This is a genomic window from Viridibacillus sp. d25.2 (assembly GCF_055456015.2).
This window is the reverse complement of sequence record NZ_CM196652.1, coordinates 2,426,217-2,443,456: the sequence shown is the minus strand read 5'-3', so window position 1 is coordinate 2,443,456 and position 17,240 is coordinate 2,426,217. Positions and strand designations below refer to the sequence as shown.

Genomic DNA, 17,240 nt, shown 5'->3' with positions numbered 1-17,240 from the left:
TTACTGAGAATTACAAAGATTTGAAAAACAGGGGGGGGGGTAAGATGTAGTGGAATTCAGAAGGATGATGTAAAGTATTTTTTTTTGATTTGGATGGAAGTAAATTTCAAGTTTGAAACTGGGAGTAATGGGATTTAAACTTAAATTAACAAACGGTGGCCAATTTAAAGATTCGTCATGTGAAATTATCAATCTTTTTGTAAAACGAAGTAAACAACACAACTAAAGAGCCTATTTCGATCAATTTTGAACTGCGCCCTTAAAAATAGACAATTTAATAAAAGCCACCTATGTATATAATAAGTAAAGTTTTTCTTGCTAAATCAATGTTAAGAAGCTATTTTACATCTCTTTCGCCTCTTAATATTTATATTCTAGAAATGGACTAACAAAAAAAGAATCTCATATTCACTATATTAACTATAGCAAAGTATGAGACTCCTTGTTCTCCTTCCACACAACACTACTAATCCCTAATAATTCTTCAAGCATTTAAATCTGTTATGGCTGGTACGTTAATCTCTTTGACGCAAGAAACATTAGACAAGCTCACAACACACTTGACTAAAGAAACAATGTCTTGGACTGGAATTCTGGTACCGTTATATTCAGAAATGGCTTTTTCTGCTCCAGCCTCATATGGAATTTCTGCTGCTAGTTCACCTGGATTGATGCAAGTTACAGCAATTCTATCCTCTCTAACATGTTCTCTCAAAGCATTTGTTATACCCCGTAGCCCAAATTTAGAAGTCACGAAAGATACCTGAGAATTATTTGTATTATCTAAACCAGCAGTTGATCCAATCAAGACTATCTTACCACTATCTGACCTTCTTAGATTTGGTAGCAAGGCTTGAATATAAGTTATGGTGGAGGTTATATTTATATTTATTATATTAGCAATATCTTCTGGATTATCATGTTCGAAGTCGTAGTCATCTTCAAACCCTTCTTTTTCCCAAACTCCTACGTTATAAATGAGCACATCTATTCTATCATTTCGAAGAACTTCCGTAATCTGTTCTCTGTTATTTTGCTGAGATAGATCTAATTCCAACCACATTCGCTGAATTCCGTCATTTAAGTCTAAGCTTTTGGGTCTGCTTCTGGAAACAATCCATACTTGGTCACCAGGGTTGGGTAACCCTTTAACAAATGCGTCACCTAAACCTTTGCTAGCTCCAAATATTATATATTTTTTCATCAAATCGTCTCCTCGTTTATGTAATTTATTTAGATCGTATTATCATTCGTAATTGAAATACTATCATTCTTTGTATATAGATTGTTACGGCACCATCACTAATTCAAACATACAGGTTTGCCGTATATTCAAGCATTGATGAATTCTTTTAAATCAAACTTTCAGGAGTGATTTTTTATTTCAATTTAGATTTCTATCAATATAGTTGCAACATTCTTTCGAATTGTGGAAGCATTCATGTATCTCATCATTTTGAATTTCATAAAATTTACTGGTGCGTTCAACCTTGAAATTTTGAATTATTACATGTTCTCCAACTTGTAATTGCACTATTTTTTCAAATAATGGGTCTTCAGAAAATCCATTTAAAGTAAAAATACTAATTTGTTCGGCCATTTATACACCTCTATCTGGGATAGTGTCAGGAAAATATAAAAAAACAATGATAAGAATGAAATAAATAACCTAATCCTTACTTTTAATAAATAGGCTTCGGAAATTTAACAAACACATTCTTTAGAACGAATAGGGAGGTCTTTCTAAGTGTCTACATTCAGATTTTCCATAAACCATTTTCCATTATTAAAACCTTTTCTTGATTAATAATTCCATAGACATTCATGGTACTGTCACCAATCATAATATCTTCATGAACTGCTGATTGATTCATCCCTAAATTTAATAGCTCTTTTTCTGTCTTTAATGCGCCATCGGAAATATTATCAATATAGGCTTGTCCTAAAGCGATATGTGAAGCTGCATTTTCGTCAAACAAGGTACTTTTGAAAGTGATACCTGTTTTTGCAATATTTGAATTTACAGGAACAAGTGCAACTTCACCAAGCATTGCAGCCCCCTCATCTGTTTGAATAAAACTAAGAATTACTTGATTTTCTGGGTCAATTTTTGTAACTTTTCCATTTTCAAAAAATAGAGTTAAATTTCTAATAATTTGTCCTGCTAAAATAATAGGTTTTGTGACGAAAGCATATCCATTCACCTGATACTTATTTGGCATCGTCCAAACTTCTTCAACAGGAATATTAGACATAAATTCTTTCCCATCTTTAGTCGTTTCTGAACCTCCTACCCATACATGATTTTCGATTAACGAGACAATCAAATCAGTTTTCTCACTAACAAATTGCAATGCAGAAAACCGGTAATTATTTAATTTTCCCGCAATGTCTTTTAAGGTTTTATTCTGTTCTTTCCAAGCTACTATTGGATCTGGCTCATTCGATTTTGTTGCATCAAATATTTTTTCCCATAAAATCCTCATCGCCTCATCAATAGTGTAATCAGGAAAAAGTTGCGACGCCCACTCCTTCGTTGGAGCGTTGACGACTACCCATTTATTATTATTCTCCATTCCATAAGTGCGAACTGGACTCATAGCCCTTGCTTTTGCTTTTTTTATCATTGACGCTCTTTCAATCCATTTAGCATCATTATCTATGAAAGTTGGGGCAATAATCGTAATTGTTGAATATCCAGATTCCGCATAATTCAATTCGTTTTCAACTAATGTTTTTGGATATTTCTCTAAATACTCGTCAGCGAGATAAAGAACTCTATCTTTTTCTATTTCTGAATCCCGAAGATCAAGTGAAACAAACTGAGCTCCATTCTTGTAAGCTTCTTTAGATATTTCACGAGCTAGTGATAAGTGTTCAGGAAAAAAGTTGATTTTAACCAGATCTCCTTTTTCAACTGCCACTCCAATATTCACAATTACTTTTGCATAATTATTTATATCCATTTAATTTACCTCCGGACGTGACTGAAACAACCTTAACGGAATATCCTTATGTCACCATATTAAATCTTTGTCTAATACCTTCAAGTTTTTTAACATTAAGGAAATTATCTTTTCAGGGAGAAATTTCTTATTTTTCTTTCTCTGCTGCTTCTATCCAATTATTAATGATTAAACGTAATTCCAGTCGGCGTTTGTAAGACTGCAACCCTTTAAAGAAAAATGCACTAAACAAAAGGAAAAGCATCATATTGAGTATCATAAACATACGACCTTCTGTTAGGTACATAAAGCTCATATCAATTAGTACCACAACCGATAAAAGCAAAGGAATAAAAGCATTTCTCTTAGCTAATAAATCATTAAAACTAGTGTTTTTTGGATTTTTATAATACTCTATATACTGTATATTGATCGCACTTAAATAAAAGAAACATGCAGAAATGAACGCTATGATGACTTTAAGAATTAGTCCAATTTCAGAAGATAATTCGTCAATTACATTTAGTCCGAGACTAATAGAACCTGCTCCTAAGACTGCTGGCACTATTAAACGGCGATACACAGGAAGATGGTCGAAAATACCTCTAATTATGTCCATCGTTTTCCTTTCTTGGTCTTTATTCATAATGAAAACCTTCCTTTCGATAACCATCTAGCCATGCACATTTATAAATTTATATATATGATTCTCTCTTTATTATATATGTTTTCATATAATTAATGCAAAATACTGGTAAATATAAATGCTGCTCGAAACTTTAAAATGACTTTAAATTATCCATTTAACAACTCCTATCGTATCTATTCTATGGTTCGTTCATTAATTTGAAAAATAACTCTTTATCCCTAGTTGCTAATGCTAAATCAATCATCCACTCTTTATGCTTACTTTCAATTTCTGCGATTAGTTTTTCCGTTTCTGGTGATACATGTGGATCGTTTAATTTTTGCAATTTCGTAACGAAGCGGTTCGTATATGTTTTAATAACCCCTATAAGGTTACTTTTTTCAGCTAGCTCATGAAGGGAAAGTACTTTATTTTTAGTAAACCTATATGTGGCTTTAGAATTTACAATCCAATTTTTATTTATATCAAACTCTATGCAATATCCATTAGTTGACTCTAAAAAGTACAATTCACCCTCAATTTCAATTACAATATCACCAGCTAAAAAGTCCATGGTAAGTGTTTTTCGTGAATTTATCCGTATTCTACTTGGTTCAAAACACAATATTTCCATAAGATTCTCTACCTCCCCATACACCCTTAATTAATGCTCGTTCGTGATGAAGGTCTTTCTAATGTAATAATTTTCACCTTTTAGTTTAATGTATTCCTAAACTGTAAAGATATCTGGTTGAATTTCATGGACTGCTTCTATAAATTTCGGATTTTTCAAAATAAACATAAGCGTATTTTTTATGTAAGTTGTTTTCTTCGATTCAAAGATGCCGTTACATACCACTGAATAACCTATAACAGTTGCCTGAATGTTGCATTTAACTCAAGTGGTATTAACTTCCCCATTTAATGAATAAAATAATTACTTTTATAATTCGCTCCTGAAAACATTCGAATAAGTGATTACCCATCTAACTCGTTTTTAAAACGCTTAGAAACGCCCTCAGAAACATCCATTTTTTTTATATTATGAAGATTTCGCGACAACAAATTGGCTATTTATCAATAGTTACTATCCTATTCCCATTAAATATGATTCAAAATTCCAATCTATATAAACCCTCATTTTTGTAATGTACTTTACATTAAAATCATATTTAAAATTATTTGTAAAAGTTCATACTTAACTAAAATAAAGAAAAATAATAAATTAATAGAACATAAACAAAGGGACTATTTGTTTATGTTTGTTATAAATCATATTTTTATTTATAATAATAAATATGAAATTAATATGTAACTAAGCTTCACAACAAATACACAATACTCAGATTTTTCTTATAATTAGAACTGCTAACTTCATATACCTAAAAAAGGTTTATGTTGAAATATTTTATTGATTGCTACTAAAAATACATATTTTAGATTTTTATTGCATTTTAACAATTTGGAGGATATCCATCTGAATATTGAGGAGATAAATAATGAATAGTATTCTTAACGTAAACGACTTATCTTTGCAAACCCTAAAAAAAGAAGTTGCAAACAGTAACATGACCGCTGAACTTCAGAACCGCTTAGATATTGCGGAAAAAAATCACTCAACCCTTTATAATGATTTTAATGATCTAGATATGATTGTTTGGTACATCAATAAGCGTGAACATTTAAATCCCGAACATGACCGTAATAAAAGAACAAACCAAGAGTATGAACGAGAACTTGCAATGTTTGTACATCAGCTACTTACCTATTCCTTGGAAATGGATTTAGATATAGAAAAAATTCAAGACAACTCTTTATTTAAGTCATTGCAGCCGCGGCATATTCGTAAATATCAAGATTGGCTAGCTACTAGTAGTCCGCATGTTAAACAAAAGGGGTCATACTCACCTGCTACTCTTGCACGCAAAACAACAATAATAAAATCATTCTTAGCATTTCTTTATGAATCGAAATATATTCAGGAAATGCTACACACAGGATTCTACAACGTTAAAGTTCGTGCAGATGATAGACCAAATCGAGATTTCAGCCCATTAGAGGTAATAAAATTATTGGATACATATAAGGATATGGGTCATGTTGTTATGTTTTCTATTATTCACGTCCTATCAACAACTGGCCTTCGAAACGAGGAATTTTGTCGGTTAAATGTAGGGGATCTTAAATTGGACTATATAACGGGTTCTTATTATTTTGATGTGTTAGGGAAAGGAAATAAACGCAGACAGATACCTCTAAAGGAAAAAGTAGTATCAAGTATTCAAGAGTTTAGGAAAGTTAGATGCTTACCAACGTTAGATGCTTACCAACGTTAGATGCAGCTAAGCTTGATGAACCACTGTTTACAACTGGTCGTGGTACCCGCTTCTCAGTTTCATATTTCACACAGTATATTGCAAAAGAGATTAACAATTTGGCACTTCCTATATTTGAAACACGTAACACGAATATAACTCCCCACTTTTTCCGTCATGCATTTGCTATTATTTCTAAAATGAATGGCGCAGATATATACGACATAATGCGCTCTCTAGGTCACTCTAAGATTGATACGACAATGATCTATTTAGATAAAATATTTGAAAAAGAACGTCATGCCATTCATTCATGGAAACCTGAATTGATGAAGAATTATATATAGAAATCCATTTAGCTGGGATGATTTTTTGCAATAAAAAGCATATCTGAGTTTTCTCAGATATGCTTTCATTTTGAAATGCAGTTTAACATTATGCTTTAACTTCAGGTTCTTCCTCTTGTACTGCCGATTACTTCGGCATGAAAAACGCAAGGATTAACGCAATAATAGCTATAACTAACATAATAAGATAAGCATCACTGGATCCTAAGATAGAAGATAATTTGGCTAGTTGTGTTGCGGTAATTGTCTCATTTTCTAAAGACAATTCAGTGGCATGAGTTGTTGCCTGCATCGTATATACGGTAACGACAACAGCTGTACCAATAGCACCTGCTAATTGACGAATTGTATTATTGACTGCGGTGCCATGTGAACCTAATTGTCTTGGTAAGGCATTTAAACCTGCTGTATTTAAAGGCATTGTAATAAAACTTAAACCAATTCGTAAAATTATTGTACGTATCATGATATACATATACGTAGTCGAATCTGTTAAATCTATTACTGCCCACATCGAACCTATGATGAAAAATAATCCCGTAATAAACAGTGGTTTTGCACCATATTTATCATACATTTTCCCGGTTACAGGTGATAAGAATGCATTAATAACTGCACCAGGCATTAATAATAAACCTGCTTCAAAAGCAGTAAATCCTCGACCATTTTGTAAATAAATAGGTAATAAGATTAAATCTGCATACATAACCATCGTAACAAGTACATTCAAGACAGTTGTAATCGAAAAAATATTATACTTAAAAACAGATAAATTCAATAACGGATCAGCGGATTTGATTTGTCGTAAACAGAATAAAGTAGTAACAATAATCCCAACAATAATTGTAGTAAGGACAATCGGGCTTTCCCATCCTTTACTACCTGCATTACTAAAACCAAATAAAATACAACCAAAGCCAATAGTTGATAAAATAACACTTACGACATCTAACTTAACCTTCGTTGTTTCCGTAACATTCTTTAAAAATTTGAATGCGAAAATAATAACGATGAATATGAAAGGTATTAAGCCGATAAATAGCCATCTCCATGATACATATTCAATAATAAAGCCGGATAAAGTAGGAGCGATGGCTGGTGCGAAAATTATCGCAAAACCAATTGTCCCCATAATACTCCCACGTTTTTCGCTTGGATATAAATATAAAATGACCGTCATTAATAAGGGCATAATAATCCCTGCACCCACCGCTTGAATCATTCGCCCTGTTAGTAGCATGCCAAAATTCATAGCGATTGCACAAATGAATGAACCAATTAATAAAAAAAGCATGGAACTAATAAAAAGCTGTCTCGTCGAAAAGCGTTTCAATAAAAAAGCCGTAATCGGTATTAAAACACCATTTATGAGCATAAAACCAGTAGCTAACCATTGTACGGTTGACGCAGAAACATTAAATACTTCCATTAAATTACTGAGTGCTACATTTAATAATGTTTGATTCAATGTGGATAAAAAACAACCTGCTATCAGTACAATTAACAAGATTTTTTTATTTACTTCCTTTTGCATGGAAAAACTCCCTCAATCTAGTCTTGAATTATCAACATTATGTCGATAAAATTTATAGTAACAAAATAATTTATCCTTGCCTATGAGCAATATATTTAGAAATGTCCACTACTCGACACAGAGAGGATGTTTGTTTAGAAAGTCGAAGGATAATCAATAAAGGAGACTCGTATGTCTAAACAAAAAAAAGAAGATCCCCGAACGATACGATCTAAAGAAATGTTTAAAAATGCGGTCTTTTCACTTTTAAGTGAAGAACCAACAGTTTCAAAATTAACGGTACAAAAAATTGCGAATAGTGCTGGATTAAACCGAACAACGTTTTACTTACACTATCAAGATGTCCAAGATTTACTCACACAAATTTCAGATGAGATTTTCAACGAACTGTCGAATAAAGTAGGAGATTTAATGAAGAAGAAAATTTCAACGGACCAAGAGCAATTATCCCCGTTATTAGATTATTTATATGAACAACGAAAATTACTAGGTGTGTTATTTGAAGTATGTCAATTTGAGAATCAACTGTTTTTGTTGTTGAAACAATTAGTAGAAACAAGAAGAAATAATACAAATAAGCATTTACCTCCAGATTATGTATCGATTGATATTAAAGCAGCCTCTTTAACAGGTATCATTATGTGGTGGATGAGGAATGGCCTTGATTATAGTTCAGATTATATAGCTAATCAAATTTATTCGATGTACAAATCTTAACAATTATTTATCCAACATTTTCTTTACTTATTATCCAATTTAATTTAGTAACGCTAAAAATGAACCTTTCTATCAATACACTTTGGATTGATAGAAAGGTCCACACTATCTATTTTCTATTTAATTGATATTATCGTTTTATTGAACAGTGTAACCTCCATCAATTACAACAGCTTGTCCTGTCACACTTTTAGCTTTATCGCTCGCTAAGAACAAAGCATAATCAGCAATTTCACTAACATCTAATAATTTCTTTTGAGGAACCATAGGAAGAAGAACTTCTGATAGCACATCCTCCACAGGAACATTACGAGTTTTTGCTAATCCTTCCATTTGTCCACGGACAAGTGGAGTGTCCACATACCCTGGGCATAATGCGTTAACAGTAATACCGTGTTCAGCACCTTCTAATGCAGTAACTTTTGTTAAGCCTATAACACCATGTTTAGCACTGTTATATGCCGCTTTACCTGCAAATCCAACTAAGCCATTAATAGATGCAATATTAATAATTCGACCGAATCCTTGCTCTTTCATAATTGGGAAAACCGTTTTAGTAATAATGAAAGGAGCAATCAACATAATTTTTTGCATCAATTTAAATTTTTCTGTTGGGAAATCTTCTATTGGTGAAACGTATTGTAATCCCGCATTATTTATGGCGATATCAACCGTACCAAACGTTTCTTTCGCTACTTGTACTAAGTTTTGTAGTTCCTCTTCTTTTGTTACATCAGCTTTAATCCCTAATGAAACAAAACCTGAATTTTTTAAAGACTCAGCAGCTTCTTTTACCATTTCTTCGTTAATGTCAGAAAGGACTACTTTTGCTCCGTTTTCAGCAAAGAGTTTACCAATTTCAAATCCAATACCTCGAGCAGAACCTGTAATAATAACTACTTTATTTTCAACCATTATAAAATTCCCTCCTAATTTATCTCTTAAAAAACACCATTTAGTAACCTTTTATTTTACCGTATTTTGTTCTTGTGTCATCCGTTTGCTTTTATCTCTAAAATGAAAGGAGCGGATAGGAAGCGTAATTAGAAGAATTAATTTAGAAACGCACATATAATCAAATGAATAGATATATTAAAATTATTCAAGAAACCCCTCGAAAATACTGATTTTCGAGGGGTTTTATTATCTATTTTATTAAGGGTATTTGAAAATCGACCATCTATTTCATTTTGCCCTTGCCGTCATGTTAATAAATTGTCTCACCTTCACGAAGTAACTTATTTTGGAATACTTTCGTAAGCTAACTTCATAATAATATCCTTGTGTTGAGGGTATTTTAGTAAAAGCTCTTCTTGTGTAAACAATTCAAAGTCTTGGAAATCAAAACCTGGAGAAACCATACAACCAACTAGAGAGCAAACATCATTCTCCATAACAGAAGATCCAAAGATTGAATTTTTAGGAACTAACGCTTGAGGTACTTCTCCTTGTTCTAAATTAATTCCTAATTTAATTTCTTCATACTCTCCATTTTCATGAATAACATGGATTGTTAGAGGACTTCCACCGTGATAATACCATAATTCATCCGATTTCAAACGATGAAAGTGTGATACATCATTAGACGTTAAAAGAAAATAAATACTCGTATAAAGCTTTCTTTGACCTTCAAAGTTTACTTGCAATTCTTTGTCAGAAGTCCTTTCCTCAGATTCAAATGTTCTCTTATAATATCCACCTTCTGGATGTGGAACAAGTCCAAGTTTTGATATCCAAGTTTGTAATTCATTTATATTCATTGCAAAAATCCTCTCTATATTTCGGTTGATTAATTGACTGCACTTAACGATGTTGGTTTATAAAAAAACTTCTACCTGAGGAAATCAAAAAAAGTTCCATTCTCTGAAGTAGGGATAGGATTCACGTTACCCTCTAATACATTTATTACTTTATTAAAATCTGTATTACTTAATATTATCATAATATTTACATCCTTCAATATTAACAAAATAAATCAGGCTACATATCTATAAAAATGATTATTATAAGTTTTGATATTTCACGCAATAGATCATCCCATAAAAAGAATTTTAGCCACAGCTTTTTCTTCGATGCCGTTAATTTCCGTTCCGGCGGACGCTTTCCTGGGGACGAACCTTGAGCCTCCTCGTCGCTAACGCTCCTGTGGGGTCTCAAGATGTTCGCTACTTCCCCAAGGAGTCGCCGCCTGCACTCCAATCAACTAGTTTTATCGTTTATCTGAGTTTTTCATTCTTTCCGATCCAAACCTAACTATTTATAATGAAAGGACTAATTCAAGGTGGAACTGTCCATGATTCCCAAACAAGAATCATTCACTCTAACCCCCTATATGTTGCTTTACATTTAATTGTGCCTAAGATCAAAGAACTCGTTACGTATTACTTTGACATAGAAAAATAAAGGTCTGTCATTACAAGATGGCTGTTATAAAGACGGTGCAAAAAACAAAACGTATTCAATTTCCATAAAACCAACAAAACATGAAGAACAAGCAGCTTTTCAAGAAGCGGCAAGATTCAAAGACTTACGAAAAAGCGCTATAAAATTGAAGCGAAGAATAGTGTGTTGAAAAATCCGCATGGCTACAATACGGCAAAATTGGTGGGTTTATTTGGCCTGGAAGTCCAAGGAGCTACAACAATATTTGCGGTGAATTTGAAACGTATCATGAAGCTATTAAATGAAGAATAAGGGAAATACAAAAAAACACCGGCACTTTCTGTTCAAAATCGAACAAAAAGTGCCGGCGTTTACTATTGAAGAACATTACATTTTAAGAACATAAGTTTTTCATTGGGGCTGTCTAATAAGTCCCTAAAATAAAAGTTCCAAAGAAAAACGTACTGTTTTTCTTTGGAACTTTTTTCGTTTTTCTCTGTTTTGGTGAAAATAGCTGGAGGATTCCAGCTATTTTCAGTAAATTGTGGGCCATTGCCACAATGCCGTACTCCGTTCTCACTTTTTCTAAACCTCGAAGTGAGAATCGACGAAACGACCGATTGCCCTTGATATGACCAAATACACTCTCTACCTCGATTTTCCGTCGAGCGTAAATTTGTGCGTTTGGTTCAGACCAAAGGCTAGTTTGTGCTTTTGCTTTGAGTTCTTCATAAACGGTATTGTAGTGAATCTGTCGATTCCCTTTAGATTTTGAACATTGTGCTTTCAATGGGCAATCTGTACAATCTTCACATTCATATATTTTGAAGTCTCGTGAAAAACCATATTTATCTGTACGTGTAGAATAACGTTTAAAAAGTACTTTTCGATTGTTAGGGCATATGTATGTATCATCTTGTTCGTTGTAAACCCAGTTACTTGCATGACGAATGTCTTTTTTATAACTTCGTTTTTGTTCACTTAAAAATGTGCCATAAGGAATCAATGCCTGAAATTCTTGGTCCATTGAATAGAGATAATTGCTTTCACTTCCATAACCGGCATCTGCTATGACGTTTTTTGGGAACGGAACGGATGATTTTTTCAATTCTTCCAAATGTGGAATAAAGCATCGTGTATCAGTTGGACGTTGATGCAGAGTATAAAAAAGAATGAATTGATTTTCTGTTGCCATTTGTATATTGTAACCCGGTTTTAATTGTCCATTTTGCATGTGATCTTCTTTCATCCGCATGAATGTGGCGTCGGTATCCGTTTTAGAATAGCTATTGCGCTCACCGAATAACTGTTGTTGGTATTCATACTTTTCAAGGCGTGGACGAAAATCTTCACGAATTTGCTTTTTGAGTTTCTTGGATTCGCTTAACTTTCTACGTTTTTCCTTTCGGGCTTCTGGTTCTGTTTCATCTTGGAATTCTTTGGTTTGCTTGCTGATTTGGCGTGTAAGAATCTCTTCTGCTTGTTCTAGCTTCTCTTTTGGCGTAATAGAGGACTGGTTGTCCTCACTCACGATAGAGCATTCATCCCCTTTTACGACAGATTGAATAAATTGATAAGTCTCATCAATTTTCTCTTTCAGTTTTTCTTCAAAACGAGTTGTTGCTTTTTTCCATACAAAAGAATACTTATTAGCGTTAGCTTCAATCTTTGTGCCATCTAAAAAGTAGTTTTCCATTGTTATATACTTTTGTTCGATAAGTTGATGAATCATTTTTTCAAATAATAGTTGAATTCGTTCAACCATAAACGATGTTCTGAAACGGTTAATTGTACGATAATCTGGTTTTTGCATCGCAGCTAGCCACATTGCTGGGAGATTTTCATTCAGTAATTTGGCGATTTCTCGGCAAGAATATACTTTTTGCGAATACGCATAGAGAAGGACTTTTACCATCATTTTAGGATGATATGCACTGCGACCACCACCTTTGTATGGTTCGAAGAAGTATTCATCGTCTATTCCTTCGATCATTTCATCCACTACTCGCGCAATATGATTAATTGGAATAAGGTCTTGAAGATCGAAGAGGCATATACTTTGTTGGTTATTATATGGAATGAATGTAGGGTTTTCATTTTGATTTCTAGAAACGAGAGTTTCTTCTCCTATTTCTAGTGGAAGCGTTGTTTGAGTCATGTTATAATTTTCGTTAGTAGTCTTTGGATTGCTCATAAAAAATCGCCCTTTCCGTAATTGTTTGTTTTGTCACTTACATTTTACAAGAAAAGGCGATTTTTTTGTATTTAAATTTAAAGAAATAGGGCTGCACTCAAAAGTCGGTTTTCACCGACTTTTGGGACAGCCCCTTCTTTTATTTTTGCAAATTATTGGCCTGATAATAGTCTGCTAACTCGATTTCTAATCTGTCATACAAATGCATTTTCAAATAGTTAGAAACAAAATGTTCTTTTTCACTTTCGATTTCCGAAGAATAGAATAGTTTTTTCAATAAGCCAATCTTATTTTGACTTTCAAACTCACTTAACGCTTCAGCTCGTAATTCAGAAACTACGACGTTTTCAATATGGCGTTCTCTTAACTTCACAGCAATATCCTTCACTTTGTGAGCGGTGATGTCTTGAATTTGATCTTTTAAAATCTCATTGTCCTTTATTAATTTCTCAGTTTGTGCTTTTATCTCTTCTATCTGTTCATTCGAATCATTTGGTAGAGCAATGAATCTTTGATTGAATAAATCATCGTTCACAACTATTTGTGTTTCTGAATCATCAAGCTTGTTGAATTTGAATAAGCCTGTTTGAAGCATTTGATTTAGTACATTACTAAGCATATCCACTTTTCCGCCTAAATCATCATGGACTGTTACTGCTGTTTCTGCGGAAAAATGCGGTCGTGGATTTACACGGCCTTCTTCATCTATTCCCAATAATTGTTTTAAACCTTTGACTCGATACTCAACTTTTAACAATATAATCATTCTCAGTTTTAATATAGCCAAAAACGATAGACGTATTGTTGTAGGTGTAGAGGGTTTCAACTTTTGGTTGAGTAAGATATATTCTTGGAATGGCTTGATATAGTATCGCAGCTGCGCATCGGATATGCCAAACCAAGTAGCGACTTCAATAATTGAATAGGACTTCTTTTCATTTATTTCTAGTAAATAAGAATCGTTGTATAATATCTCTTCTATAGGTGTATCACGTACGACTGTAAATAATGGATCATGAATCAATAATGCTCGTATCTTTTGTTTCATTTCTTCCGCTACTCTCAATTCGTTCACCTCTGTCCTGTATATTCAAATAAAGATTAATTCTCTATATTTAAAATAGAACTATCTCTATTTTTTCTACTCTTAACTCTATTCTATTAATTGCTACTATTTTCCTTCTAAATTCTATAAATTACTGAATTGTTAAAATACTAATTAATAATTTTTATAAGACTGGGAACATTAAATTTAAAGAAATCTTAAGGTGGTGGAATATGAAAAAAACTAGTTTATTTTTCTTGGTTTCATCTTGCATTGTGCTTTTTTCAACGGTATTTGCAAAAGCAAATGATGAACCTAGTCCATATGAAGAGATATATCCCGAAATTGGATACAAAACCGTAGAAGCAGCAGCCAACGATTTTGAACAGCATTTTAAAGAAAAACTTAAGCTGCCGCTTATATTACCTCCGATAAGCTTTACTCATTATTTTGGTCGATTTAATGACTTAGATAGCGACATAAATGACTCTTTTGAAGTAGTTTTTATTAATGATAAGGCTTCTGAAAATCATTATAAAATTAACATTCGACCTATCGAATTTAAATTACCCATAAGGACGAAATATGTACTAGAAACTTTGGAACTTAAGAATGGAAATGAAGCTACCTTGATGAGTCTTTCAGGTTTTAATGTACTTGTTTTTGAGAGAGATAATTGGCAGTATATGCTAAACATAGATAAGCGAGTTTCTGATAAGGTGACACCTGAAATTTTAGTGGAAATCGCAAATTCGATTGTTTATCCAAGTGAGTAGGAATACTAAGAATTGATCTTACGAGTGTTGGAATTGATAGAGATCTTAAAAAGACTTGTTCAGTATTAATTAACAAGTCTTTTTTGTTTCACGATATAACTAATAGCATTCAAAAAACTAATTCCGATAATGGCTATATATAAGTAGAAACTGATAGAGTCGCCACCTAAATTAAATTCGTCTCGTTCTGGTTCAATTTCGTTTGAATTTTAGATTTAAACCATGACTTCGACAAATACATTTTAATAAATGTCTAATATCTGCAAAACTGACATATTATGAATTAGGCTTCAGACATTGAAGCAATACAATATTTCTCTTCCAATTACTGCGAAAGCCAACGCGGTAAAACAAAGCTAGTATTGTGTCTGGTTGGATTTTGTTTACTTGCAAAAAGATCACTGTTAGATAAAATTGGTGGTTTCGATGAGCGTTTTGAATATGGTTCTTTTGAAAATGACGATTTATGCCTTCGGGCAGTGAAAATAGGCTATCAATTGCAAATCGTCATAGAAACACATTTACGCTTTATCGCTCCACAAACTGTGCAATCTTTATTTCCTACACATTTATTTGAAATTACATCGCGGACATAGAAGTATATTGGGTTAGAATCAAATGTTGAGCTTTTTTTAACGAAGTAGGTTATCTAGCTGAAAACTTCGGTTTTTCAATGGAGCAGCTATCAGACTTTACTAAAATTTATCAGAAAGAATCAATTCCTTACTTCTCAGAGAATCACAATTGCGATATAGATGGGAAAACAAATCAACCAATACGTATATCTGTTATTAACTAACAGTGAGTTGTTGGAAATATAGCTAATTTTTATCTGAAGTGAAGAAATCCACATGATTGGATAATGTGAACATGAGGTTGTCTTGGTGCAACTCGGAATACGTATCCTTCATGGGTTATCCCACAATTTGGCGTATTTCTTTTAAATTCCTCCCTGCCCTGGAACTCCTTATTATTGTGAGGTTCCTCGTTAATTTTGCATATAAATGAAAGTATTGAAAGGTGTGGAATGTTGATTACAATTAGTCTATGTATGATTGTAAGAAATGAACAAACTGTGATCGGCCGTTGTTTGAACTCTGTTAAAGACATAGTGGATGAAATTAACATTGTTGACACTGGTTCCACAGACAGTACAAAAGAAATTGTTGCCAAATATACAGATCGGATTTTCGATTTTACTTGGATTGAAGATTTTGCTGCAGCACGAAATTTTTCATTTAATCAAGCAACAAAGGATTATATTTTATGGCTGGATGCAGATGATGTGTTATTAGAACAAGACCAGGAAAAATTGATGCAGTTGAAAAAAACTCTTGAATTAAGTGTTGATGCTGTTTCGATGAACTATAATCTGGCTTTTGATGAACAGAATAACGTCACCTCGAGTTTAACGAGAAATCGTTTAGCTAAACGGGAAAAAGGGTTTAAATGGATAGGGGCGGTACATGAGTACTTGGAAGTATACGGAAACATACTTAATAGCGATGTGGCTGTATCTCACAAGCCATTAAGCCACGATGCGGAGCGTAACTTGCGTATATATGAAAACTTTCTTTCATCAGGAAGAGAGTTTACGCCACGAGATTTATTTTACTATGCGAATGAATTAGTGGATCATGGAAAATTTGAAAAAGCTATTGAATACTATCTACAGTTTTTAAAATCGAAAAAAGGATGGGTCGAGGATAATATTACCGCTTGCAATAAATTGGCTAATTGCTATCAAAAATTAAATCTTAAAGAAGAGGAATTTAAATGGATTCTGCACACTCTTAGCTATGGCCCGCCTAGACCAGAAACTTGTTGTAAATTAGGATTTTCATTTTTGCAAAAAAATGATCTTTCCACCAGCGTATATTGGTATAAAAAAGCACTGGAAAATGTAGAGTTTCAGGGCACAGCATTTCAAGACCACTCTTACACGACTTGGTTACCACATTTGCAATTAGCTGTATGTTATGACAGGTTGGGTCAGTTTCAATTGGGTTATCAACACAACGAGAAAGCTCTAAAATTTAGACCTAAAGACTCTAGGATGTTAGCCAATAAAAAATATTTTGAGAAAGTGCTTAACTTGTAGGCTGATTTGTTATTAAATTCTTGTGAAAATATTGTAGGATTGCGATCTTATCGACTTTTCTTATGTTTATGACGAACTAAACAAGGGGCAATGGCCATATTCACTATCAATGTAAAAAGGATCCTAAAATCTACTGGGTAAAAAGGATCCTAAAATCTACTGGGTAAAAAGGTATAATCCAAGCGTGCAAAATGAAGAAAATAGCCGACTCCCTCCAGAAAATATGGAAAGAGAGTCGGCTATTTTATCAAGTACG

15 protein-coding genes and 1 pseudogene are annotated in these 17,240 nt (G+C 33.1%); 6 read left to right on the top strand and 10 right to left on the bottom strand.

The features are described 5' to 3' along the window. Positions 1 to 484: 484 nt before the first annotated feature. The 5 genes from ACZLO7_RS12260 to ACZLO7_RS12240 form a co-directional block, all read right to left on the bottom strand. Entirely contained in the window at positions 485 to 1,204 is a 720-nt protein-coding gene (locus ACZLO7_RS12260) for an SDR family NAD(P)-dependent oxidoreductase (protein ID WP_464940435.1), read from the bottom strand. A gap of 180 nt (positions 1,205 to 1,384) precedes the next feature. Further along, a complete protein-coding gene (locus tag ACZLO7_RS12255; protein WP_464940436.1) occupies positions 1,385 to 1,600 on the bottom strand; it encodes a hypothetical protein in 216 nt (71 codons plus the stop codon). Positions 1,601 to 1,757: 157 nt separating this feature from the next. After that, entirely contained in the window at positions 1,758 to 2,966 is a 1,209-nt protein-coding gene (locus ACZLO7_RS12250) for an aminopeptidase (protein ID WP_464940437.1), read from the bottom strand. Between the two features lie 127 nt (positions 2,967 to 3,093). Continuing rightward, a complete protein-coding gene (locus tag ACZLO7_RS12245; RefSeq protein ID WP_464940438.1) occupies positions 3,094 to 3,591 on the bottom strand; it encodes a hypothetical protein in 498 nt (165 codons plus the stop codon). Between the two features lie 181 nt (positions 3,592 to 3,772). Further along, positions 3,773 to 4,207, bottom strand: a complete 435-nt coding sequence (locus ACZLO7_RS12240; protein WP_464940439.1) for a hypothetical protein — start codon at positions 4,205 to 4,207, stop codon at positions 3,773 to 3,775. Between the two features lie 865 nt (positions 4,208 to 5,072). Between ACZLO7_RS12240 and ACZLO7_RS12235 the strand changes: the two genes are divergently transcribed. Continuing rightward, positions 5,073 to 5,909, top strand: coding sequence for a tyrosine-type recombinase/integrase (locus tag ACZLO7_RS12235; RefSeq protein WP_464940440.1), 837 nt, complete (start codon positions 5,073 to 5,075; stop codon positions 5,907 to 5,909). Then, positions 5,876 to 6,235 (top strand): tyrosine-type recombinase/integrase, encoded by a 360-nt coding sequence (locus tag ACZLO7_RS12230; RefSeq protein WP_464940441.1) that lies wholly within the window; start codon positions 5,876 to 5,878, stop codon positions 6,233 to 6,235. Before ACZLO7_RS12235 ends, ACZLO7_RS12230 begins: the two co-directional genes overlap by 34 nt. A gap of 127 nt (positions 6,236 to 6,362) precedes the next feature. On the opposite strand, the gene ACZLO7_RS12225 is transcribed toward ACZLO7_RS12230, so the two are convergent. Continuing rightward, positions 6,363 to 7,769, bottom strand: coding sequence for a DHA2 family efflux MFS transporter permease subunit (locus ACZLO7_RS12225; RefSeq protein WP_464940442.1), 1,407 nt, complete (start codon positions 7,767 to 7,769; stop codon positions 6,363 to 6,365). A gap of 171 nt (positions 7,770 to 7,940) precedes the next feature. Here ACZLO7_RS12225 and ACZLO7_RS12220 point away from each other — a divergent pair, with 171 nt between their 5' ends. Beyond that, a complete protein-coding gene (locus ACZLO7_RS12220) occupies positions 7,941 to 8,486 on the top strand; it encodes a TetR/AcrR family transcriptional regulator (protein ID WP_464940443.1) in 546 nt (181 codons plus the stop codon). A gap of 138 nt (positions 8,487 to 8,624) precedes the next feature. On the opposite strand, the gene ACZLO7_RS12215 is transcribed toward ACZLO7_RS12220, so the two are convergent. Then, positions 8,625 to 9,401 (bottom strand): 3-hydroxybutyrate dehydrogenase, encoded by a 777-nt coding sequence (locus ACZLO7_RS12215; protein WP_464940445.1) that lies wholly within the window; start codon positions 9,399 to 9,401, stop codon positions 8,625 to 8,627. A 323-nt stretch (positions 9,402 to 9,724) separates the two neighbouring features. Then, positions 9,725 to 10,246, bottom strand: coding sequence for a cupin domain-containing protein (locus ACZLO7_RS12210; protein ID WP_464940446.1), 522 nt, complete (start codon positions 10,244 to 10,246; stop codon positions 9,725 to 9,727). A 616-nt stretch (positions 10,247 to 10,862) separates the two neighbouring features. Between ACZLO7_RS12210 and ACZLO7_RS12205 the strand changes: the two are divergent. Beyond that, a pseudogene (locus ACZLO7_RS12205) lies at positions 10,863 to 11,180 on the top strand (transposase); the annotation flags it as partial. Positions 11,181 to 11,292: 112 nt separating this feature from the next. On the opposite strand, the gene ACZLO7_RS12200 reads toward ACZLO7_RS12205, so the two are convergent. Together ACZLO7_RS12200 and ACZLO7_RS12195 are read right to left on the bottom strand one after the other, a co-directional pair. Next, positions 11,293 to 13,026, bottom strand: coding sequence for an IS1182 family transposase (locus ACZLO7_RS12200; RefSeq protein WP_511261421.1), 1,734 nt, complete (start codon positions 13,024 to 13,026; stop codon positions 11,293 to 11,295). A gap of 175 nt (positions 13,027 to 13,201) precedes the next feature. Beyond that, the gene (locus ACZLO7_RS12195; protein ID WP_464940005.1) at positions 13,202 to 14,110 is read right to left on the bottom strand and encodes a hypothetical protein; all 909 of its coding nucleotides are present in this window, start codon (positions 14,108 to 14,110) and stop codon (positions 13,202 to 13,204) included. 230 nt (positions 14,111 to 14,340) lie between these two features. Between ACZLO7_RS12195 and ACZLO7_RS12190 the strand changes: the two genes are divergently transcribed. Together ACZLO7_RS12190 and ACZLO7_RS12185 are read left to right on the top strand one after the other, a co-directional pair. After that, positions 14,341 to 14,883 (top strand): hypothetical protein, encoded by a 543-nt coding sequence (locus ACZLO7_RS12190; RefSeq protein WP_464940006.1) that lies wholly within the window; start codon positions 14,341 to 14,343, stop codon positions 14,881 to 14,883. Between the two features lie 1,030 nt (positions 14,884 to 15,913). Beyond that, positions 15,914 to 16,984, top strand: a complete 1,071-nt coding sequence (locus ACZLO7_RS12185) for a glycosyltransferase (protein WP_464940059.1) — start codon at positions 15,914 to 15,916, stop codon at positions 16,982 to 16,984. Positions 16,985 to 17,240: the final 256 nt, after the last annotated feature.

Coding starts and splice junctions, on each gene's coding strand:
- ACZLO7_RS12260 (WP_464940435.1), bottom strand. CDS start 1,204: ATGAAAAAATATATAATATTTGGAGCTAGCAAAGGTTTAGGTGACGCA.
- ACZLO7_RS12255 (WP_464940436.1), bottom strand. CDS start 1,600: ATGGCCGAACAAATTAGTATTTTTACTTTAAATGGATTTTCTGAAGAC.
- ACZLO7_RS12250 (WP_464940437.1), bottom strand. CDS start 2,966: ATGGATATAAATAATTATGCAAAAGTAATTGTGAATATTGGAGTGGCA.
- ACZLO7_RS12245 (WP_464940438.1), bottom strand. CDS start 3,591: ATGAATAAAGACCAAGAAAGGAAAACGATGGACATAATTAGAGGTATT.
- ACZLO7_RS12240 (WP_464940439.1), bottom strand. CDS start 4,207: ATGGAAATATTGTGTTTTGAACCAAGTAGAATACGGATAAATTCACGA.
- ACZLO7_RS12235 (WP_464940440.1), top strand. CDS start 5,073: ATGAATAGTATTCTTAACGTAAACGACTTATCTTTGCAAACCCTAAAA.
- ACZLO7_RS12230 (WP_464940441.1), top strand. CDS start 5,876: ATGCTTACCAACGTTAGATGCTTACCAACGTTAGATGCAGCTAAGCTT.
- ACZLO7_RS12225 (WP_464940442.1), bottom strand. CDS start 7,769: ATGCAAAAGGAAGTAAATAAAAAAATCTTGTTAATTGTACTGATAGCA.
- ACZLO7_RS12220 (WP_464940443.1), top strand. CDS start 7,941: ATGTCTAAACAAAAAAAAGAAGATCCCCGAACGATACGATCTAAAGAA.
- ACZLO7_RS12215 (WP_464940445.1), bottom strand. CDS start 9,401: ATGGTTGAAAATAAAGTAGTTATTATTACAGGTTCTGCTCGAGGTATT.
- ACZLO7_RS12210 (WP_464940446.1), bottom strand. CDS start 10,246: ATGAATATAAATGAATTACAAACTTGGATATCAAAACTTGGACTTGTT.
- ACZLO7_RS12200 (WP_511261421.1), bottom strand. CDS start 13,026: ATGACTCAAACAACGCTTCCACTAGAAATAGGAGAAGAAACTCTCGTT.
- ACZLO7_RS12195 (WP_464940005.1), bottom strand. CDS start 14,110: ATGAAACAAAAGATACGAGCATTATTGATTCATGATCCATTATTTACA.
- ACZLO7_RS12190 (WP_464940006.1), top strand. CDS start 14,341: ATGAAAAAAACTAGTTTATTTTTCTTGGTTTCATCTTGCATTGTGCTT.